20 protein-coding genes are annotated in these 19740 nt (G+C 64.1%); 5 read left to right on the top strand and 15 right to left on the bottom strand.

Annotated features, from left to right (window positions below):
- The first annotated feature begins 164 nt into the window (after positions 1–164).
- Positions 165–290: a hypothetical protein gene (locus IVB54_RS41430; protein WP_256464935.1), complete on the top strand. Its 126-nt coding sequence runs from the start codon at positions 165–167 to the stop codon at positions 288–290.
- An 83-nt stretch (positions 291–373) separates the two neighbouring features.
- On the opposite strand, the gene IVB54_RS08955 is transcribed toward IVB54_RS41430, so the two are convergent.
- The 6 genes from IVB54_RS08955 to IVB54_RS08930 are packed head-to-tail and all read right to left on the bottom strand — an operon-like array spanning position 374 to position 6272.
- Positions 374–1159, bottom strand: coding sequence for an ABC transporter permease (locus IVB54_RS08955; protein ID WP_085361521.1), 786 nt, complete (start codon positions 1157–1159; stop codon positions 374–376).
- On the bottom strand, positions 1156–2022 hold the full coding sequence (locus tag IVB54_RS08950) for an ABC transporter permease (RefSeq protein ID WP_026232651.1): 867 nt from the start codon (positions 2020–2022) through the stop codon (positions 1156–1158). Before IVB54_RS08950 ends, IVB54_RS08955 begins: the two co-directional genes overlap by 4 nt.
- Positions 2023–2041: 19 nt before the next feature.
- Entirely contained in the window at positions 2042–3091 is a 1050-nt protein-coding gene (locus tag IVB54_RS08945; RefSeq protein ID WP_247295057.1) for an ABC transporter substrate-binding protein, read from the bottom strand.
- A 22-nt stretch (positions 3092–3113) separates the two neighbouring features.
- Positions 3114–4421 carry an FAD-binding oxidoreductase gene (locus IVB54_RS08940; protein WP_247777168.1) on the bottom strand — a complete coding sequence of 436 codons (1308 nt, stop codon included), beginning with the start codon at positions 4419–4421 and terminating at the stop codon, positions 3114–3116.
- Between the two features lie 15 nt (positions 4422–4436).
- On the bottom strand, positions 4437–5153 hold the full coding sequence (locus IVB54_RS08935) for an HAD family hydrolase (protein ID WP_018454007.1): 717 nt from the start codon (positions 5151–5153) through the stop codon (positions 4437–4439).
- 36 nt (positions 5154–5189) lie between these two features.
- Positions 5190–6272, bottom strand: a complete 1083-nt coding sequence (locus tag IVB54_RS08930; RefSeq protein WP_018454006.1) for an ABC transporter ATP-binding protein — start codon at positions 6270–6272, stop codon at positions 5190–5192.
- A 210-nt stretch (positions 6273–6482) separates the two neighbouring features.
- On the opposite strand from IVB54_RS08930, the gene IVB54_RS08925 reads away from it, so the two are divergent.
- The gene (locus tag IVB54_RS08925; protein ID WP_204512151.1) at positions 6483–7421 is read left to right on the top strand and encodes a LysR family transcriptional regulator; all 939 of its coding nucleotides are present in this window, start codon (positions 6483–6485) and stop codon (positions 7419–7421) included.
- Between the two features lie 57 nt (positions 7422–7478).
- Here IVB54_RS08925 and IVB54_RS08920 read toward each other — a convergent pair whose 3' ends face one another.
- From IVB54_RS08920 to IVB54_RS08890, 7 genes are all read right to left on the bottom strand, one after another.
- Positions 7479–8390, bottom strand: coding sequence for a lipase family protein (locus IVB54_RS08920; RefSeq protein WP_085361526.1), 912 nt, complete (start codon positions 8388–8390; stop codon positions 7479–7481).
- A 263-nt stretch (positions 8391–8653) separates the two neighbouring features.
- Entirely contained in the window at positions 8654–9844 is a 1191-nt protein-coding gene (uxuA, locus tag IVB54_RS08915; RefSeq protein WP_247361106.1) for a mannonate dehydratase, read from the bottom strand.
- Between the two features lie 15 nt (positions 9845–9859).
- Complete coding sequence (locus IVB54_RS08910) at positions 9860–10909, bottom strand: L-idonate 5-dehydrogenase (RefSeq protein WP_085361528.1); 1050 nt, start codon at positions 10907–10909, stop codon at positions 9860–9862.
- Positions 10906–12312 carry a TRAP transporter large permease gene (locus IVB54_RS08905; RefSeq protein WP_085351941.1) on the bottom strand — a complete coding sequence of 469 codons (1407 nt, stop codon included), beginning with the start codon at positions 12310–12312 and terminating at the stop codon, positions 10906–10908. Before IVB54_RS08905 ends, IVB54_RS08910 begins: the two co-directional genes overlap by 4 nt.
- 4 nt (positions 12313–12316) lie before the next feature.
- Complete coding sequence (locus tag IVB54_RS08900) at positions 12317–12895, bottom strand: TRAP transporter small permease (protein ID WP_018454000.1); 579 nt, start codon at positions 12893–12895, stop codon at positions 12317–12319.
- Between the two features lie 136 nt (positions 12896–13031).
- A complete protein-coding gene (locus IVB54_RS08895) occupies positions 13032–13991 on the bottom strand; it encodes a sialic acid TRAP transporter substrate-binding protein SiaP (protein WP_018453999.1) in 960 nt (319 codons plus the stop codon).
- A gap of 105 nt (positions 13992–14096) precedes the next feature.
- Positions 14097–14906, bottom strand: coding sequence for a FadR/GntR family transcriptional regulator (locus IVB54_RS08890; RefSeq protein WP_204512153.1), 810 nt, complete (start codon positions 14904–14906; stop codon positions 14097–14099).
- Positions 14907–15051: 145 nt separating this feature from the next.
- Here IVB54_RS08890 and IVB54_RS08885 point away from each other — a divergent pair, with 145 nt between their 5' ends.
- Together IVB54_RS08885 and IVB54_RS08880 are read left to right on the top strand one after the other, a co-directional pair.
- Positions 15052–16521 carry a mannitol dehydrogenase family protein gene (locus tag IVB54_RS08885; RefSeq protein ID WP_204512154.1) on the top strand — a complete coding sequence of 490 codons (1470 nt, stop codon included), beginning with the start codon at positions 15052–15054 and terminating at the stop codon, positions 16519–16521.
- Between the two features lie 99 nt (positions 16522–16620).
- A complete protein-coding gene (locus IVB54_RS08880) occupies positions 16621–17028 on the top strand; it encodes a nuclear transport factor 2 family protein (protein WP_018453996.1) in 408 nt (135 codons plus the stop codon).
- 70 nt (positions 17029–17098) lie between these two features.
- Here IVB54_RS08880 and IVB54_RS08875 read toward each other — a convergent pair whose 3' ends face one another.
- Entirely contained in the window at positions 17099–17815 is a 717-nt protein-coding gene (locus tag IVB54_RS08875; protein ID WP_204512155.1) for an HAD family hydrolase, read from the bottom strand.
- 144 nt (positions 17816–17959) lie between these two features.
- Between IVB54_RS08875 and IVB54_RS08870 the strand changes: the two genes are divergently transcribed.
- Positions 17960–18814 carry an SDR family oxidoreductase gene (locus IVB54_RS08870; protein ID WP_085351943.1) on the top strand — a complete coding sequence of 285 codons (855 nt, stop codon included), beginning with the start codon at positions 17960–17962 and terminating at the stop codon, positions 18812–18814.
- Between the two features lie 7 nt (positions 18815–18821).
- Here the strand turns inward: IVB54_RS08870 and IVB54_RS08865 are convergent, their stop codons facing one another.
- Positions 18822–19709 carry a dienelactone hydrolase family protein gene (locus IVB54_RS08865; protein ID WP_085351944.1) on the bottom strand — a complete coding sequence of 296 codons (888 nt, stop codon included), beginning with the start codon at positions 19707–19709 and terminating at the stop codon, positions 18822–18824.
- Between the last annotated feature and the right edge of the window lie 31 nt (positions 19710–19740).

The following is a 19740-nucleotide window of genomic DNA, read 5'->3' as shown; positions in this document are numbered from 1 at the left end:
CGCGAAATTTTGCTCGGAGCTGGCGTAGGACAGGCCGACAGGGCGCGCAAGATCGAAAGGCTCCTCGCACCCTGCGCAGGCGTCATGCCCGCCCCTGCTGGTTGCACTGCAGCCCATGTCGCAGCCGCTTGCCGGACGAGAGGTGGCGAGCTTCGACGCCTTCGTTGACGACCTGGCCGAACCAGATCGGTGCCCTATTCGACCGCGACCTCAGCGAGGCCGACGTGCCGGCAAACAGCAGGGCACAGATCGTGGAGATGATTTTGGCGTGGCTGGCGGCGAAAGCGTGAGACGGCGAGGTTCGTGCCAAGCATTCGGTGTCGTCCTGGCGAAGCCAGGACCTCCTGGCTTTCGCCAGGACGATGAACAAAAATCACCCGCCCTTTTTCTGCCGCGCGCTCGCCAGCAGTACCAGCACGAAGGAGGCCGCCGTCATCAGCGTCGAGATGGCAGCGATGGTCGGGTCGATCTCGTCGCGGAGGGCGGTGAACATGCGCTTGGTCAGCGGCTGATACTGGCCGCCGGAGATGAAAAGCGCGACGATGGTCTCGTCCATCGCCGAGATGAAGGCGAAGATGCCGCCTGCGACCACGCTGGACTTGATCTGCGGCAAGGTCACCGCGAAGAAGCTACGCAGGCGATTCATGCCGAGGCTGCGTGCGACCATCTCCTGCGCCGGATCGAAACTCTGCAAGCCCGCCAGCACCGAAATGATCACGTAAGGCAGCCCCAGCATCACATTGGCGAGCACCAGGCCCGGCAGCGTCGCGACCAAGCCGATTTTGGCATAGAGGAAGAAGATCCCCACCGCAGTGATGATGATCGGCACCACCAGCGGCAACAGCAGCATCATGTGGATCAGCCGCATGATCCGCAGCTTCGACTGGCTGATGGCATAGGCGGCGGAGACGCCGAGCGGCGTTGCGATAAGCACGGTAAGGAGCGCGACCGTCAGCGTTACCCGCGTCGCCTGCATCCAGGCCGCGTTGGAGAAATACTGCTGATACCAGCGCAGCGAGAACGACGGTGGCGGAAAGGTCAGAAAACGCGCGCTGGAGAAGGAGATCGGCGCGATGATCAGCACCGGCAGGATCAGGTAGATCAGCACCAGCGCGCTGATCACATAGAGGGCGATCCGGGCGGGTGACAATCGCGTCATTTCTGCCCCAATATGCGATCGAGCGAGATGAAGCGGCTGACGACGAAGAAGATCGCGAGCACGCTTAAGAGCAGCACGACGGCGACTGCGCTCGCCGCGCCGAACTGGTTGTATAGCTCGACATTGCGGCTCACCAGCATCGACACCATCACCGTGCGGCCGCCGCCGAGCAGTTCCGGCGTGATGTAAAAACCGAGGCAGAGCACGAACACCATGGTGCAGCCTGCCAGCACGCCCGGCAGAGACAGCGGCAGGAAGACGCGGACGAAGGTGAGCGACGGGCTCGCTCCCAGGCTGGCGCCGGCCTGCATGAGGTCGGACGGGATCTTCTGCATGGTGGCGTAGAGCGGCAGCACCATGAACGGCAAGAGGATGTGTACCGTCGCAACCACCGTGCCGAAGGTGTTGTGCACCAGCGCGAGCGGTTCGCTCGTCACCTCGAGATAACGCAAAAGCTGGTTGATCACACCGGTGCGCTGGAGCAGCGCCAGCCAGGCATAAGCGCGCACCAGCACACTGGTCCAGAACGGCAGCACGACCAGCGACAGGATGAGAATGCTCCATCCTTTCGGCACCGAGTTGGCGAGGTAGGCCACGGGATAGCCAAGCAGCAGCGCGATTCCCGTGACCACGAGGCTGATCTCGAAGGTCAGCGCAAAGCTGCGCCAGTAGATGTCTTCGGTGAAGACGCGGCGATAATTCTCCAGCGTGAAGCCGTCATGGTAGATCGACTGCCAGGCGAGCCAGCCGACCGGCAGCACGATCAGAGCCAAGATCACCAGCAGCGCCGGCGACACCAATGCCAGCATCAGGCCGTGTTCGCGACGCTGATGCTTTTGGGAGGGATCCGGCACGGATGTCATCGACGCGGCCTCGCTTCGCCTACTTCTGCATGAACGACGCCCAACGCTTCTCGGTGGCTTCGCCCGCCGGCGAGGACCACCAGGCGTAGGACATCAGGGCCTGCTTGGCCGCATTGGCCGGCTCGCTTGGCAATTGCGCGGCGCGCTCCGGCTTGATCACGCCGGTATCGAACGCCTTGGGATTGCCCGGGCCGTAATCGATATTGAGCGGCAGATTGGCCTGGTGCACGGGATCGACGGCCTCGTTGAGAAACTTGACGGCCGTCTCGAGATTCGGCGCGCCCTTGAGGATGCAGAGCGAGGTGCTTTGTAAAACGCCCTGGTTGTAGGTGAAGGCGACCTTGGCGCCTTCCTTCGCGACCGCACTGACACGGCCATTCCAGGCCATCTCCATGTCGACCTCGCCGTCGTTGAGCAGTTGCGCCGACTGTGCGCCGGAGGTCCACCACACCGTGATGTGCGGCTTGATCTCTTCCAGCTTCTTGAAGGCCCGGTCGACGTCGAGCGGATAGAGCTTGTCGGGCGCGACGCCGTCGGCCATCAGTGCCGCCTCGAGCGTCGCGAACGGGTGGTTGCGCAGTGCGCGGCGCCCGGGAAATTTCTGGACGTCCCAGAAATCGGCCCAGCTGTTCGGCGCGTCCTTCGGAAAGGTCTTCTGGCTGTAGGCCAGTACGCTGGAATAGAACTCGTAGGAAACCGAATAGGGGCTGCGATAGGACTCCGGCATCGCGGCGCCATTCGGGATCTTCGAGAAGTCGAGCTTCTCGATCAGCCCCTGCTCGCCCCCACGCAGGCAGTTGCCGGTCGGAGTATCCACGACGTCCCAGATCGGCTTGCCGCTGCCGACTTGCGTCTTGATCGCAGGCCAGGCGTCGGGAATCGAATCTTGGTTGATTGTGATGCCGAGCTTCTTTGCCGTGGGATCGAGGATCGCCACCGTCTGCGCCTGCTGATAGGCGCCGCCTTGCGAGACGAAGGTGATCTGTTCGGCAGCCCTGGCAGCCGTGCCGCTTATCGCGATCGCACCAACCAGCGTGTAGCCAAGTCCAAAAATCCGATTCGTATTCATCCTCGCCTCCTCCAGATAAATGTCACTGTCCGATCGCATCGAGAAACTGGTACCAGCCGGCGACCATGCGCACGGCGGGCTCGCGCAACGGATAGAACGGGATGGCTTTCAATCGCCTCGCGTCGAGCAGCCCGACCTCTGGCGTCTCGCCGCGCACAAAGGCGGCGAGATAGCGGCCCATCAGGCTCGACATCGCCACGCCCGCGCCGTTGTAGCCCATCGAGAACAGCGTGCGGTCGTCGAGCCGGCCGATATGCGGCACCGAGTCCAACGTCATCCCGACCAGGCCCGACCATTTGTAGGCGAGCGGGACGTCGGCAAGGTCGGGAAAGATTCCGACCATCGCCTTGCGCAACGCGTCGAAAGCGGTTTCCGAATCCTGCTTGCCGAAGGCGCCGCGGCCGCCAAAAATCACACGATTGTCGACCATGCGGAACCAACGCATCATGCGCTTGGTCTCGGTGTAGGTGCGCCCGGTCGGCATCAGGCTTCCCGCGAGGTTGCGCGGCAGCCTGTCGGTCGCGATGATGGCGCTGCGGAACGGGATCAGCGTGCGCTGCATGCTCGCGGTCGCGCCGGTGAGGTCGGAATAGCTGTTGGTGGCGATGATCGCCTGCTTTGCCCGCACTGCGCCTTGCGGCGTTTCAGCGGCGATGCCGCTGTTGTCGCGGCGGAGCCTTACGACCGGCGACTCCTGGAAAATCGGGATGCCGCGGCGCGCCACGCCATCGGCAAGGCCGCGCAGATAATTCAGCGGATGGATGCCGCCGGAGCCGGGATTGAGCACGCCGCCGACGAAGATGTCGGAGCCGGTCTCGTCGCGCACTTGCCCCTTGTCGAGGATGCGGACCTCCGCATCCCCCATCTCGCGCTTCATCCAGTTGGCCTCGTCGATCGTGGCCTTCAGGGTCGTCTCGTTGTGAGCGGCCTTGACCTGGCCGGTGCGCGTCAACGCGGCACTGGTGATGCCAAATTCGGAGACCAGCTCCTCGACGGTATCAGTGGATTCATGCGCGATCCCGTACATGCGCTGCGCCATGGCGCGGCCGTGCACGGCGTCGATCTCGCGGAACGAGAGGCGGAACTTTGCGGTGATCACGCCGCCATTGCGTCCACTCGCGCCCCAGCCCGGGCGGTTGGCCTCGAGTACGATCGGCGACAAACCGCTTTTGGCGATGTGGTGCGCAGCAGACAGGCCCGTGTAGCCCGCACCGATGATCACCACATCCGCCTGGTGCTCGCCTGACACGACCGGAAACTCGCGCGCCGGCTCGGCCGTGGCGGCCCACAGCGAGTTGGCCGACGGCAGCGCCTTCCAGTCCCGTGTCATGCCACCGCTCATGCCTTACGCCGCCGGCCCGATGGCCGCATCGGCAAGCGCCTTCAACGTCGGAAAATGGAAGTCCGGCTTGGTCAGCGTCTCCACGGCCGGTGTGCCTCCGAAACCGGCCATGCCCTGGCGGCGCTCGATCCAGCACACCTTGTAGCCGAGTTTCCGCGCAATCCCGATGTCGTGATACTGGCTCTGCGCGACGTGAAGGATATCGGACTGCTTGTAGCCGAAAGCGGACTGGCGGCCCTTGTTGTAGGCGAAAAACTCCGGATCGGGTTTCGCAACGCCAGTCTCGTCGGCGCAAACGGTATCGTCGAAGGGATTGCCGAGCGCGTGCGCGTAACAGGACAGCGCGACGCGGTCGGCATTGGTCATCGCGACCAGGCGGAATTTGGTTCTCAGGCGCTTCAGAGCCTCGACCGAGTCTGGGAACGGTCCCCAGCGCAGCACCGCGAGCTGGAACACGTCGCAGGAGGCGTCATCGGCCTGCAGCCCGAGTTCCTTGGCAAGATAGCGATAGACATGGAACATCACCTCGCTCGACCGCTCGTGGTGCTTGTCGCGACCGCGCTTGTAGGATTCGAAGATCTTGTCGTCGCTGAGCTCGGCCGGCGACTTGCCCGAGATCCGGCGCACCGCGGAGAGCACGCCGGTCTCGAAATCGATCAAGGTGCCGACGACGTCGAAGGTGAGAACCTTGAAATTGCTGAACGAGGCTGCTGACGACATTTTTGGCTTCTTCTCTCGGTTGGACAAGGCTTGGGTTCAGTCCCTCACCCTGGGCACGACGATGGTGTCCTCGGGGTGAAGGGTCACGGTAAGGCTGCCGCCCAGCGGCGGGATGCGGCTGTAGGCTTGGTGATAGCTCGCCTGGCGCAGGCTGAGCACGATGCCATCGGCGAGCGCCAGGAAGATGCGCAGGCTCTCGCCCTGATAGACGATGTCGGTGACCGTGCCGGTGAGCCGATTGCAGGCGGTGTCCGGCGCACCATCGTCGATCAGCAGTTTTTCGCTGTGCACGGCGAGCATCAGCGCGTCCCCGTCGGGAATGGCGCGGGCGCTGCGCAGAAGCACATTGCCGAGCGCAACGCCGGAGGCATCGACGCGTCGCACGGGAAGCATCGTGGCCTCGCCAATGAAACTCGCGACGAAGGAATCCGCGGGATGATCGTGCAGGCGCTCGGGCGCGTCGATCTGGATCAGCCTGCCGTCCTTCATCACGGCGACGCGGTCGCTCATGGTCAGCGCTTCGCGCTGATCGTGGGTGACGTAGATGATGGTGGCGCCGATGCGCTTGTGCAGCGCGCGCAGCTCGATCTGCATGGATTCGCGCAGTTGCTTGTCGAGCGCGGACAGCGGTTCGTCCATCAGGATCAGCCGCGGCTCGAAGATCATGGCGCGTGCGAGCGCCACGCGCTGGCGCTGGCCGCCGGAGAGTTGCGCGATACCGCGCTCTTCGTAGCCGGCAAGACCGACCATCGAAAGCGCCGCGCGCACCTTATCCGGCCAGGCCGCCTTCGGCAGCCGTCGCGCGCGCAAGGGAAAGGCAACATTCTCGCCGACGCTCATATGCGGGAACAGCGCGTAGTTCTGGAACACGACGCCGATGTCGCGCTTGTGCGGCGGCATCCAGGTGACGTCGCGGCCGCCGAACAGGATCGTTCCGCTCGATGGCAGGATGAAGCCGCCGAGGATGCCGAGCAATGTGGTCTTGCCGGACCCGGAGGGGCCCAGCAGCGAGACGAACTCGCCGGCGGCGACATTGAGGGACACGTCGTCGAGGGCACGAACGGCGCCATAGGCCTTGCTCGCGGATCTGATCTCGACGCTTTCCGCTCGTTTGTCCAACGATCGACCTCGCCATGTCCTGAGCCGGCGTGCTTCACTGCGCGCCATAAGCCTGCTTTATAGACAGGAATTTGAGCACTCCTGGTCGAAGCGTGCACCGCACCAACATCTTCGCTCGCAGGCCCTGTCTTTTGGCTATGACGCCAATGACACCAGACTTGGCAAAACTCGGCAATTGCCAAATTCTCACCTGGGTCATAACATGGTGTTATGCCCGAGCTGCGCCGGATGCTGCCCTCAAGTAACGCCCTGTTCGTCTTCGACGCAGCGGCGCGCAATGGCAGCTTCACGGCGGCGGCCGCCGAACTGAACGTCACCCAGCCTGCGGTGAGCCGGATGCTGGGTCAGTTCGAGGACCATCTCGGCGTTCGCCTATTCGACCGCAAGGCGGGACGCGCGGTGCTCACTGAGGAAGGCGAACTCTTGTATCGCCGCGTGCTCGAAGGCTTTCGCAGCATCGAAAGCGGGCTGGTCGAGATCGAGCGGCGCCGGAAGGGCACCGAGACGGTGACACTGTCGGTCTCCTCCGCCTTCACCACGCATTGGCTGATGCCGCGCATCGACAAGCTGCAGAAGCAATTTCCTCAGGTCGATTTGCGCTTTCAGCTGATCTCCGGCGCGCTGCGCGGACCAGTGGAGAATGTCGACCTCGGCATGCGCTTCCGCGATCGCGAGGAGCCGTCATCCGGTGGCACGCTGGTGATGAAGGAGGTCATGCTGCCGATGTGCAGCCCTGCCTATCTCGGCGAAACCGATCCCGCCGAAGGCAACACCATCATTCGGCTCGCCGAGACGCCGGGCGACTGGGCCGCGGATTACGCATCGCTTCTCACCGGGCGCCGCGGTGCGGCCAAGGCGCTGAGCTTCACGGACTATGCCGTCGTGATGCAGGCCGCCCTGCTCGGCCAGGGCATCGCGCTCGGTTGGCTGACGGTCGCCTCGCACTGGCTATTGACCGGCGCGCTGGTGCCCGCCTCCGACACGCTCACCACCACACGCCGCATCTGCGAATTCCTGCCACCGCGCAACCGGCCGATGCGTCCCATCGCCGCCGAGATCCGCGACTGGATCACCGCGCAGATGAAAAGCGAGATCGCCGCGATCGACCGGCTCTATCCGAAGCTCGGCGCGATGGCGGCTTGCTACTAGAGCGTTTTCGGGCGAAGTGGACCGGTTCACGTGAAGAAAACGCATCAAAACCGGAGTCTAGGCGGGTGTCAGCGCGGCACAGTAACGATCGGGCAGGTGATCGCCGATCCCTGCCGGCAGCAGCACCGTGAGCCTGCCGACGACATCCGTCCGCGTGTTCTCGGATACGCCGCTGAGGAGATTGCGGACCTGCTCACCAATTCCAGCATTCGCCATTGGCTCATCCGAACCAACATTCGTCGTGAGCTGGCTGGCGCTGAATTTGGCGCCGCGTGCACAGGCGAGATAACGGCCGACGTGATGAAAGCCAAGCCCGGGCGGAGGCACGGTCGGGACGATGTCGGTGCCGTGCACGAGACGATAGGTCGTCCTGCCGAACGTACCGTTGTAGAGGGCGACGAAATCGTCGCGGCCCACGCGCGGACAACCGTAAAGATAGATCTGCGCATCCGCGAGCTGGAGCTGCTCCCGCGCGAAGTCCGCCGTTGCCACCGCGATCGCGGCGCCGAGGCTGTGCCCAGTGATGAAGATCGGTGATTTGCGCGCCAGCGCTGCCGCCAGTGCGCTCTTCACGTCGTCCCACACGGCCGCCGCCGCATCGACGAACCCCTGGTGCACGGGCGCCTTCGGTCGGCCAAGCGTGAAATCGCTGACCCAGTTCAGGAGATGAAGCGGGTCGGTGCCGGCGAAGGCGACAATGGTTGCGTCACCCTTGCTCGCGATGATCCCGCGCGTGTCGGTCAGCGGCAGCGTCGAATGCGCCGGCTGGCTCAGCAACTTGACGCCGGACAGATCCCAGAAAGGAGAGACCCTGTTGATCGTGTCCGGCACATGGGTCTCGTAGGCGAGTTGCGACATCCACATCATCGCGCGAGCGATGTCGAGATCAAAGCCGGTTGATGTCTCGTTGAATTTTGCAAATGCCCGTCGGTCATATTGATCGGGAGGAAGTTCGACCAGAATGCTCACATCAAGCTCCTAAATGGCTTATTGCTGCAATACGTCGATCGAAAACGGAATGACGCTACCTTCGCATATGGCTGGAATTTTGACAATCTGTGCGCGTGCCCGGGACGTATTCTGCCTTTGCGCCTAAGGGGACAAGGTTGAGACGAGGCACCTCTCCCCCCGCGTCATTGCGAGCGTAGCGAAGCAATCCAGAGTCCTTCCGCGGAGGAATTCTGGTTTGGTTCGCTGCGCTCGCAATGACGGTATGGATAAAGTTTTGGCCTCTATCGATGCTCGATCGCGCGGATCGCGCCGCGGAGCTCGGCCAGGCCGCGGAGGCGGCCAATCGCGGTGTAGCCCGGATTGGTGCGCTTGGTGGCCGCGAGATCGTCGAGCATGCGATGGCCGTGGTCGGGCCGGAACACAATTTTCTGGCCGGGCGAACGCCGCGCGTTCTCCTTCAGCAGCGCCTTCAGCACCGCGACCATGTCGACGTCACCGTCGAGATGATCGGACTCGTAGAAGGACAGGCCATCCGCCTCGCGCTTGGTCGCGCGCAGATGCGCAAAGGCAATGCGCGGGCCGAAGCGTTCGGCCATCGCGGGAAGATTGTTCTCGGCGCGCACGCCAAGCGACCCCGTGCACAGGCAGATACCATTCGCCTTTGACGGCACCGCATCGAACAACGCCTGATAGTCATCGGCGCCGGACGCGACGCGCGGCAGACCGAACAGCGGGCGCGGCGGGTCGTCCGGATGCAGCGTCAATGAGACCCCGAGCTGCTCGGCGACGGGGGTGACGCGGCCCAAAAACTCGGCGAGATGCTGCCGCAGGATTTTTGGCGTGACGTCGCGATATGTTTCGAGCCGATCGCGGAATTGCGGGATGGTCAACGGCTCGGTGGTGGAGCCCGGCAGCGCGCTGGCGATGACCATGACGAGATATTCGATATCGGCCTGGCTCATCTGCTCGAACAGTTTTTTCGCGCGGGCCTGCTGCTCGGGCGAGTATTCCTGGACGGCGGCGGGACGCTTCAGGATGTGCAGCTCGAAGGCCGCGAAACGGTCTTGATCGAAGCGCATGGCGCGGGCGCCGTTCGGCAGCTCCCATTCGAGATCGGTGCGGCACCAATCCACGACGGGCATGAAGTTGTAGCAGATGATCTTGATGCCGGCCGCGGCAGCCGCCTCCAGGCTGGCGATCCATGTCTCGATCGAGCGCGTCGCTTTAGCCCCGAGACGCTTGACGTCGTCGGGGATCGGAATCGATTCCACCACCGACCAGGTCAGCCGCGAGCGCCCGGGTTGGCCGCTCTCGATGAAGTTCTTGCGCTCCTCGACCGCCTTGCGTGTCCAGGCTTCGCCGATCGGCACCTGATGCAGCGCCGAGACGATGTCGCTCGCCCCGGCCTGCCTGACATCGTCGAGCGAGACCGGATCGTCCGGCCCGTACCAGCGCCATCCCTCGAGCATCATAAGAATTCTCCCCGATCAGTTCGCGGTCAGCACGACCTTGACGCTCTGCGAGCGGTCGAGCGCCAGCCGCAGCGCGTCCGGCGCGGTGGACAGCGGCCGCTCGGCGGTGACCAGCGACAGCACGTCGACGCTGCCGTCCGCGATCAGCTCCACCGCCGTCATGAACTCAAGCCCGAAGCGGAACGAGCCGCGCAGGTCGATCTCCTTGGCCATCACCGCATTGGCCGGCACCGGAATCTGGCCACCCGGCAAATTGCCGATCTGCACCACAACGCCGCCGCGCCTGACGATACCGATCGCACTGGCAAGGCCTGCAGCCGTGCCCGAGACTTCGAAAGCGACATCGTAGGGGCGCGAGGTGGCCTGCGCCTTCAGGCCTTCCTCGCCGGCTGCGACATTCTCGACGTGAGAGGCGCCGAGCCGGGTCGCAAAGGCCAGCGGCGCCGGCGCGATGTCGGCCACCGTGATGTCGGTCATGCCGGCGCGGCGCGCGGCGAGCATGGTCAGAAGCCCGATCGGACCGGCGCCGAAGATGATGCCGCGCTTGCCATCGATGTTGCCGGCACGCGCGACGGCGTGCAGGCAGACCGCGAGCGGTTCGGCGAGCGCCGCGGCCTGATAGGACACATGATCGGGAATCTTCACGCACTGTGCCGGGATCGCGTCGAAATAGTTGGCAAAGCCGCCCTGCATGTGCGGTGTCTTCGAGGCCGAGCCCATGAAGTAGATATTTTCGCAGAGGTTCTGCCGGCCTTGGCGGCAGGCGCCGCAATGGCCGCACCAGCGCGACGGGTTGACGGCAACGCGGTCGCCGACCTTCAGATTTGCCGCGGAGCCCGCGATCTCCACGACCTCGCCGGAGATTTCATGGCCGAGCACCAGCGGCGATTTCACCACGAAATCGCCGGTCCGGGCATGGCGGAAATAATGCATGTCCGAGCCGCAGATGCCGCCGGCGCCGAAACGGAGGCGCACCATGCCTTCAGCGAGCTTGTCGAGCGGATGCTCGACCATGCGCAGATCTTCGGGGCCAAACAGGGTTGCGGCGAGAGCAGTTGAGGTCATTTGGAAAGTCCCATGTATTTCGGTAGCCACAGGGTCAATTCGGGGATGTAGGTGATCGCGATCAGCGCAACCATCAGCGGCACCAGCCACGGCAGGATCGCCACCGTCGTGCGCTCGACCGAGAGCTTTGCGACGCGCGCGAGCACGAACAACACCATGCCGAGCGGCGGATGCAGCAGACCGATCATCAGGTTCAGCGTCATGATCAGACCGAAATGGATCGGGTCGATGCCGAGCTTGAGCACGATCGGCAACAGGATCGGCACCAGAATGGTGATCGCCGCCGTGGTGTCGATGAAGCAGCCGACGAACAGGATCAGGACGTTGGCGAGCGCCAGGAACACCCATTTGTTGTGGGTGATGCTGAGCATCCAGTCCGACAGCATCTGGGCTGCCTGCGACACCGTCAGCAGCCAGGCGAAGATCGAGGCTGCCGTGACGATGAACAGCACCGAAGCCGTGGTCTCGATGGTGTCGAAAGTCGCTTTCGCGACCGTTTTCATCGTCATGGTGCGGTAGCGTACCAGGCCGAGGAACAGCGACCAGATCACGGCGGCGACCGCGGCTTCCGTTGGGGTGAACCAGCCGAGCGTCATGCCGCCGATCAGGATCACCGGCGCCATCAGCGCCATCACCGCGGAGAAGTCGAAGTACCAGTCGATCGCGAGCAGCGCGAACAGGCCGAGACCAACTGCCCAATTGGTGGAGAGACCGGCGACCGTCAGAAGCCAGACAGCCATCGGGAAGCTCAATACGACGAGGATCTCGAGCCCCGCCGATCCCAATTGCGGCCAGGAGAACGGCGTATCGCTGCCCCATTTGTTCTTGTGCGCGAAGTAGGTGACGGTGGCCATCATCAGGAGCGTCAGCACGACGCCTGGAATGACGCCCCCCAGAAACAGCGCGCCGATCGAGACGTTGGCCATCATGCCGTAGATCACGAAAGGCAGCGACGGCGGGATGATCGGCCCGAGCGTGGCGGAGGCCGCGGTGACGCCCACGGAGAATTCCGTGGAGTAGCCGTGGTCCTTCATCGCCTTGATCTCGATGGTACCGAGACCGGCGGCATCCGCGATCGCGGTGCCAGACATGCCGGAGAAGATCACCGAGCCAATGATATTGACGTGGCCGAGGCCGCCGCGCATCCAGCCGACCAGCGCGACGGCGAATTTATAGATGCGCCCGGTGACGCCCGCGATGTTCATCAGATTGCCGGCCAGGATGAAGAACGGCACGGCGAGCAACGGAAAGCTCTCGACACCGGCGATCATGCGCTGCGCCAGCGTGACGTCGGGCGTCACGCCGCTGACCAGGATGTAGAGCAGCGACGACGCCGCCATGGCGATGGCCACGGGAACGCCGAGCAGCATGAGGATGAGGAAGCCTCCAAGCAACAGCAACATGGAATTACCCTTCAAAGCCGTCGTAGGCGCCGGGACGTTCGAGGATCGAGTAGCCCTGCCGCAAATGTTGTATGGCCACTTGCACCGAGCGGACGAACATCAGCACGAAGCCCGCCAGCACGGCGTAATAGACGTAGTCCTTGGGAAGATTGATGGTGGTCATGGATTCGTCGCCGATGATCTGGATGTAGACCCAGACCAGCTTGATGGCGTAACCGAAGAAGACGATCCGGATCAGATCGATCACTGTCGACAATGCGCGCGCCACAAGGTGCGGAAGATAGCGATAGAGCAGGTCGACCTGGATGTGCCGCGACAGCCGCACGCACATCGAGGAGCCGATGAAGACCACGCCGATCAGGCAGTAGGTCGCGATCTCCTCGGTCCAGGCGTAGCTGTCGTTGAGGACGTAACGGGTGAAGAACTGGAGGAAGACGGCGAGCGCCATCACCCAGAAGATCGCCAGCGCGACCCAGTCCTCAAAAGCGTAGATGCCGAGATCGACCTTGGGCGTCGCCTCTTCCTCGAAGGTGTGGGCGATCTCGTCCGCGGTGATCTGCCGGTGCGTTTCGGCGGTGGACATGGGTGTGCTCCTCAAACTGATCACGTCGTTCCGGGATGGTGCGTCAGCACCAGACCCGGAACCTCGAGATTTTCAGGTGCGCAATTGCACACCGTAGTTCGGTCCAGCGGACCGCCCCGGGATGGCGACTACGTCATTACTTCACCGCCTGAATGCGTTCCCAGTCGGCCTTGCGGTAGCCGAAGGTCTCGAACGCGACGTTCTTCAGCACGGTGTCGCGGAACTCGCTCTTGTCGACCTCGGTGACGGTCAGGCCCTTCTCCTTGAAGAAGGCGACCAGCTTGGCCTCGTTCTGCTTGATCTCCGCGGTCGCCTTGGCGGCGGCCTCCTGCGCGACGTCGGTGAAGGTCTTCTTGTCCTCGTCGCTGAGCTTCTTCCAAAGCGCACCGGCCACCACCGTGTTGAGATGGTCGACGATGTGGCCGGTCAGCACGATGTGCTTCTGCACCTCGTAGAACTTCTTGGCCTCGATCGTGGTGAGCGGATTCTCCTGGGCTTCGACGGTACCGTTCTGGAGCGCCAGATAGACTTCGGCGAACGCGATCGGCGCGGTGTTGGCGCCGCAGGCGCGCGGCATGGCGAGATAGGCGGGCACATCGGGCACGCGCATCTTCAGACCCTTGAGGTCGGCACAGGTCTTGATCGGCTTGTTCGACGAGGTCTGGCGCACGCCGTAATAGGTCACCGCGACGATGTGGTGGCCGCTCTTGTCCTCATAACCCTTGGTGAGCTCCTTGAAGATGTCGCTCTTGGTGTAGGCGAGCAGATGATCGGCATCGCGGAAGGTGTAGGGATAATAGGTCACGCCGATCGGCGGAAAGCTCTTGGCCGCGAAGCTCGAGCCGGAGATGATGATGTCGACCGAACCGAGCGAAAGGCCCTGGTTGATGTCGGCCTCCTTGCCGAGCTGCGACGCTGGATAGACGTCGATCGCATAGCGCCCGTTGGTGCGCTTGCCGATCTCCTGCGCGGCCCAGACCGAAGCAGTGTGGAAGGGCTCCGAGGTCTCGTAGACATGGGCCCATTTGAGCTTGGTCTGCGCCATGCCGGCGCCAGCCGTAGCAATCATCGCCGCGGCCGAGACCGCCAGCACCATTGTCATCTTTTTCAACACTGACTTTTCCTCCATTTTTCAAGTCTGCTTCTTTTAAATCTGCTTCTTGTCCGCCCGCCCCCAAACGCGGGTGCGGGCCGCACGATCTCATCGCGGTCGCGCGCTGCTGCTCGCAGCTCGCTTCTTCTTCGGCGCACGTTCCGGTTTTGTCGGTTTTGCCGTCGATCGCGCCGCGCGCCCGGAGGACGGTCCTGCCGCGCTCTCGGCGCCGAAGTTCTGCGCAAAGCGCTCCTGGGATCTCGCGAGATGATCGCGCATGGCTTCGCGCGCGGCCCCGGGATCATGCGCCGCGATCGCGTCGCGCACCGCGCGATGCTCGTCGAGTGCAGTGCGCCACGTGCCCGGGCTCTCGAAATAATGCGCAAGCTGCGCGAAATAGGGATTGAGGCGCTGGTCGAACAACTCGCCGACCACGCGCACCAGAACGGCATTGCCGAGGCTTCCGGCGATCGCGACGTGGAAGGCGCGGTCGTGGACCATCGAGGCTTCGCCGGGGTGTTCTACATTCTCCATCGCGACAAGGGACGCATCGATGCGGGCAAGGTCGTCCTTCGTCGCCACGCGCGCGGCTTCTTCGGCGATGGCGCTTTCCAGGAACTCGCGGGCACGCAACAGCTCGAACGGGCCCTCGATGACGGAAGCAGGCGCGGTCGCCGCAACCGTCGCAGGCTCGATCACATAGATGCCGGAACCGACGCGGATACGAAGGCGGCCCTCGACTTCGAGCGCGATCAGGGCTTCGCGCACCGTCGGCCTGGATATCTTGAGCTGCTCGGCGAGTTCGCGCTCGGTCGGCAAGCGGCTGCCGACCGCGTACTCACCGCTGTCGATCAGGCTTCGCAATTGATCGGCGACTTGGCGATAAAGCCGTCTCGCCTCCACAGCTTCCAGCGGCACGCTGGTCCTCCCGAAAGGGTCATGCCGGCAGCTCTCGCTGCCCGCGGCCCGCCAATTTTGGAAAATTGGTCTTACCAATTGACCGCAAGCATTGACCGAGGACGGGCGCCATGTCAAGCAGCGGCCAAACAAGGGGAGAGACGACATGCGCCTCGGCCGCGCCAATCTCGACCGGCTGCCACCCGGCATCCGCCGCCCGGCCTACGACCGTTCGCGCGTCACCTCTGGCATCGTGCATCTCGGCCTTGGCGCGTTTCATCGCGCCCACCAGGCCGTCGTCATCGATGATTGCCTTGCGGCCGGCGCCACCTCGTGGGGCATCGTCGGTGCCAGCCTGCGCAGCCCGGACACACGCGACGCCCTCGCCCCGCAGGATCATCTCTATACGGTTGCCGTCCGTGCAGCCGAAGGCACCGAACACCGCATCATCGGTGCGCTGCTCGACAGCGTGGTCGCGCGCGAAAGCCCGGCACGATTGGTCGAGCGAATGGCCGATCCCGCCATTCGCATCGTCTCCCTCACCGTCACCGAGAAGGGCTATTGCCACACGCCCCAGACCGGCGATCTCGACGAACGGCATCCTGATGTCGTGCACGACCTCAACAATTTCGACGCGCCGCGCTCGGCTCCCGGCTTCATCGTCGCCGCGCTGGCGCGCCGGCGGGCGCTGGGCGCCCCGCCCTTCACCGTGCTGAGCTGCGACAACCTCGCCGCCAACGGCCACACCGTGCAGCGGATCGTGACGCAATTCGCCGCGCTGCGCTCGAAGGATCTCGGCAAGTGGATCGCGGATACGGTGGCCTTCCCCTCGACCATGGTCGACCGGATCGTGCCGGAGACGACGGATAGTGACCGCGATGCGGTTTCATCGGCGCTCGGTTTACGCGATGCATGGCCCGTCATGACCGAGCCCTTCACGCAATGGGTGGTCGAGGATCGCTTTACGGCCGGCCGGCCCGATCTTGCCGCCGCGGGCGTCGAACTGGTGAACGACGTCAAGCCGTTCGAGCTGATGAAGCTGCGGCTGCTCAACGCCAGCCATTCGGCGCTGGCCTATCTCGGCTATCTCGCAGGCTACGAGACCATTGCCGACACCATGCTGGATCCGCATTTCGCGCGCCTCGCCGCGCAGGTGATGGAAGAGGCCGCGGTGACATTGACGATGCCATCAGGCGCAGATCTGGCCGCCTATCGCGCCTCACTGCTCAAGCGCTTCGCCAATCCGGCACTGCATCACCGCACCTGGCAGATCGTGATGGACGGCTCGCAAAAGCTGCCGCAGCGCCTGCTCGGCGCGATCCAGGATCGTCTCGCCAGGAACCTGCCGATCGCGACGCATGCGCTCGCGGTGGCCGGCTGGATGCGCTACGTCAGCGGCCTTGACGAGAAGGGCCGCACCATCGACGTGCGCGATCCGCTCGCAGCCGAGTTCGCCGGCTTGGCGCGCGAGGCAGGTCCCGTCGCCGAACGATTGGCACCCGCGCTGCTCGGCGTCGGAAAAGTGTTCGGGCCCTTGGGCGCCGAGCCGCGCCTGCGCGAAGCCGTGACCGCTGCGCTCGGCCGGCTCTACAAGGATGGCGCGCGGCGTGCGGTGGAGATTCTGGTCTCGGCGTGACCACAAAACGGGCAGCGATGCTGCGTTGCGGTCCAGATCGACGGAAAGTCGACGGAAGTCTTGCTTGATTTTTGCCTGTCATTGCCCCACCCGAGAGGCATGGCAAAGGACAGCAAGGTGATCGCCGCGAACGCAGCGTTCTACGCCGCCTTTTCGACCGGCGATTTCGACGAAATGGAGCGGATGTGGGCGGACGATGACGCCATTTCCTGCATTCATCCCGGCTGGCCGGCCATCATCGGCCGGGCCACGGTGATCGGAAGCTGGCGCGACATCCTGCAGAGTCCGGAGCGGCCGCAGATCGTCTGCGCGGAACCGCAGGCCATCGTCGATGGCGACAGCGCGCGCGTGCTCTGCATCGAGATCGTCGACGGCACGGCATTGGCTGCGGCCAACCATTTTCGGCGCGTCGGCGACGACTGGCGCCTGGTGCACCACCAGTCCAGCCCGATCGCGCAGATTGTCGAGCAAGCTGAGGACGATAGAGCGAGCCACCGCGTCCATTAACGGGCGCCCGGCCCGCAGGCACATTCTACTGTGCATGGGGTTGTTTTTTCAGTTTTTTTGTTTTGCCGCCTCACCCGAGCCCCGACAGATCATCCAGCACGACCCGCGCCTGGCTAAAATCGTCGTCCCGGAAGAACATGCTTCTGGTGATGAGCACGGGAATGTTCGCCCGCGAAGCTGCGGTCAGGCCGTTAGCGGAATCCTCGATCGCGACGCAGTCGGACGCGTTGAGCTTCAGCCGCGCCAGGGTCTCGACATAGACATCCGGCGCAGGCTTTTTATGCCGCACGTCATCTCCGGCGACAATCGCATCAAAATCCGCGGCCCAGCACTTTCCCAGGGCGCGCGACAGCAGCGCGTCGATGTTGGCGTGCGACGTGGTCGTCGCGATCGCGAGCCGCTGGCGGCGCGCCTTGGCAGCGACGAGGAGATCCGTCACCCCGGGCCGTAAGGGGCAGCAGCCGGTTTGGACCAGTCCGGCATAATGCGCGGTCTTGATGCGGTGGAGTTCCGCGATGTCCACATCCGATAATGGCGCGGCGATCCTCAGCCTTTCATGGTGGGCGCGAATGCGTTCCTTGCCGCCCGTGACCCGCAGCAGGTCCTTGTAGACGGCCCGATCCCATTGCCAATCGAGACCGTGGCGGGCGAAGGCATGGTTGAAGGCCTGCCGATGCAGCTCTTCGGTCTCAGCCAAGGTGCCGTCGACGTCGAAGATCAGCGCGGCGGCGCGGCGGACTAGCTCAGCCGCGTCAGATAGCATGATGGCTGGCGCTTCTGCCTGCATGATCGATGCGTCCCTCCGGTGAGCGACCATCGCCTGCACAGGCGGGCGAGACAAATTGCAATATCTTTTGCCGGACCCAAAAATCTCTTATGAGCGGAGGCGCGCTGCGGCGCGAACGGGAACTCCGACCTGCAAGGAAGATGTATGCTGCTCTTTATCCTTGGCCTCGGCTACAGTGCGCGGCACTTCGTCCGCCTGTTCGGTGGCCGCTTCTCGCATATCGCCGGCACGGTGCGCGATCCCGCGCAGCGGGGCGCTCTCGCCGGCGTCGAGGTGCATGCTTTCTCCGGCAGCAGTCCGGCACGCGAGACGATCGAACGCATGAGGGACGCGGATGTCCTTCTCGTTTCGATCCCGCCCGGCAGTGCCGGCGATCCCGCAATCGCGGCCTTCTCCGGCCTGCTGGCGGCGGGCGGCGACCGCAAGATCGTCTATTTGTCCACGATCGGCGTATATGGTGATCACGCCGGCGGCTGGGTCGACGAGAGCACGCCGCCGAAGGCGGACCTCGACCGGACGCGCATGCGGGTCGCGGCGGAACAGGCATGGACCGACACGACCGGTGGCGACGCCGCGATCCTGCGGCTTGCGGGTATCTATGGCCCCGGCCGTAACGCGCTGGTGACGCTGCGCGCTCGAACGGCGCGGCGCATCATCAAGCCGGGACAGGTGTTCAACCGCATCCACGTCGACGACATCGCGAGCGCGATCATGGCTGCGATTCATCACCCGAGCGGCGGCACGTGGAACGTCTGCGACGACGAGCCGGCGCCGCCGCAGGAGGTGATCGCTTACGCGGCGAAGCTGATGAATGTTGCACCGCCGCCGGAAGAGCCGTTCGAGACCGCCGAGATGTCGGCGATGGCCCGCAGCTTCTATGCGAGCAGCGCCCGCGTCTCCAACGCGAAAATGAAGTGCGAGCTCGGCGTCACGCTTGCTTATCCGACCTACCGCCACGCCCTGGATGCGTTGTGGCAAGCGGGGGAAGGAGGATCATGATCAAGCGTCAGCTCAACACGCCATACTTCTTGAACCAGGCCTGGGCCTGCTTCCAGGCATCTTCTGCTGCGTCCTTGCGATAGCTGCCGCGGTAGTCGGCATGGAAGCCATGCGGCGCTTCCGGATAGATCTTGAACTCGGCCGTCTTCTTGTTCTGCTCCAAGGCTGTCTTGAGCTGCTCGACCTGGGCGACGGGAATGCCGGTATCGGCGCCGCCATAGAGGCCGAGCACCGGTGCCTTCATCTCGGGCGCGAGCTGCATCGGGCTCTTCGGCCACGGCCGATTGGCTGGATCGACCGGCGGACCGTAGAAGGCGACGCCGGCCTTGAGGCTGCCCCTGTGAGCGGCATATTCCCAGACGGTGCGTCCGCCGCGGCAGAAGCCGATGATGCCGAGCTTACCGGTGTCGCCGCCTTGCGATCCCGCCCACGCCACCGTCGCATCGAGATCGGACAGCAGCTCCGCGTCCGGCTTGGCATTGACGATCGGCAGCAGGTCCTTGATCTCGGTGACCTTGGTCAAATCGACGCCCTTGCGGAAATAATAGTCGGGCGCGATCGCGAAAGCGCCGAGCTTGCCGAGGCGCCGCGTCACATCCTTGATGTATTCGTGCAGGCCGAAAATCTCCATCGCCACGATGATCACCGGCGCTTTGGTGTTGCCGGCGGGGCGGGCAAAATACGCATGCATCTGCTCGGAGCCGACCTTGATCTTGGCGTCCCCGGTCTGGAGGCCGCGGGTGTCGGTCGTGATCGCCTCGGCGCGCACGGGCCCGGCCGCAAGCGTGTAGCCGGCGGCGACGGCCGCAGTCGCGCTCATGAATCCGCGGCGCGAGACCGGAGCGACCTTGGTCAGCCCGACGACGTCGGATGTCATGGTGGTATCGATACTCATGGGTTCATCCTTCCTGATGCGTGCGCCTGAT

Source organism: Bradyrhizobium sp. CW1, assembly GCF_023100665.1.
GTDB classification, from domain to species: domain Bacteria; phylum Pseudomonadota; class Alphaproteobacteria; order Rhizobiales; family Xanthobacteraceae; genus Bradyrhizobium; species Bradyrhizobium canariense_D.
The sequence above is the reverse complement of the archived record's forward strand: the minus strand, read 5'-3'. Positions and strand labels throughout refer to the sequence as shown.

Bases quoted from the DNA above. Each gene is read 5' to 3' on its own strand.
- IVB54_RS08880 (WP_018453996.1), top strand. From the start codon at position 16,621: ATGGCAAAGGACAGCAAGGTGATCGCCGCGAACGCAGCGTTCTACGCC.
- IVB54_RS08885 (WP_204512154.1), top strand. From the start codon at position 15,052: ATGCGCCTCGGCCGCGCCAATCTCGACCGGCTGCCACCCGGCATCCGC.
- IVB54_RS08945 (WP_247295057.1), bottom strand. From the start codon at position 3,091: ATGAATACGAATCGGATTTTTGGACTTGGCTACACGCTGGTTGGTGCG.
- IVB54_RS08940 (WP_247777168.1), bottom strand. From the start codon at position 4,421: ATGACACGGGACTGGAAGGCGCTGCCGTCGGCCAACTCGCTGTGGGCC.
- IVB54_RS08935 (WP_018454007.1), bottom strand. From the start codon at position 5,153: ATGTCGTCAGCAGCCTCGTTCAGCAATTTCAAGGTTCTCACCTTCGAC.
- IVB54_RS08875 (WP_204512155.1), bottom strand. From the start codon at position 17,815: ATGCAGGCAGAAGCGCCAGCCATCATGCTATCTGACGCGGCTGAGCTA.
- IVB54_RS08895 (WP_018453999.1), bottom strand. From the start codon at position 13,991: ATGGTGCTGGCGGTCTCGGCCGCGGCGATGATTGCTACGGCTGGCGCC.
- uxuA (WP_247361106.1), bottom strand. From the start codon at position 9,844: ATGATGCTCGAGGGATGGCGCTGGTACGGGCCGGACGATCCGGTCTCG.
- IVB54_RS08910 (WP_085361528.1), bottom strand. From the start codon at position 10,909: ATGACCTCAACTGCTCTCGCCGCAACCCTGTTTGGCCCCGAAGATCTG.
- IVB54_RS08900 (WP_018454000.1), bottom strand. From the start codon at position 12,895: ATGTCCACCGCCGAAACGCACCGGCAGATCACCGCGGACGAGATCGCC.
- IVB54_RS08955 (WP_085361521.1), bottom strand. From the start codon at position 1,159: ATGACGCGATTGTCACCCGCCCGGATCGCCCTCTATGTGATCAGCGCG.
- IVB54_RS08950 (WP_026232651.1), bottom strand. From the start codon at position 2,022: ATGACATCCGTGCCGGATCCCTCCCAAAAGCATCAGCGTCGCGAACAC.
- IVB54_RS08905 (WP_085351941.1), bottom strand. From the start codon at position 12,312: ATGTTGCTGTTGCTTGGAGGCTTCCTCATCCTCATGCTGCTCGGCGTT.
- IVB54_RS08865 (WP_085351944.1), bottom strand. From the start codon at position 19,709: ATGAGTATCGATACCACCATGACATCCGACGTCGTCGGGCTGACCAAG.
- IVB54_RS08870 (WP_085351943.1), top strand. From the start codon at position 17,960: ATGCTGCTCTTTATCCTTGGCCTCGGCTACAGTGCGCGGCACTTCGTC.
- IVB54_RS08925 (WP_204512151.1), top strand. From the start codon at position 6,483: ATGCCCGAGCTGCGCCGGATGCTGCCCTCAAGTAACGCCCTGTTCGTC.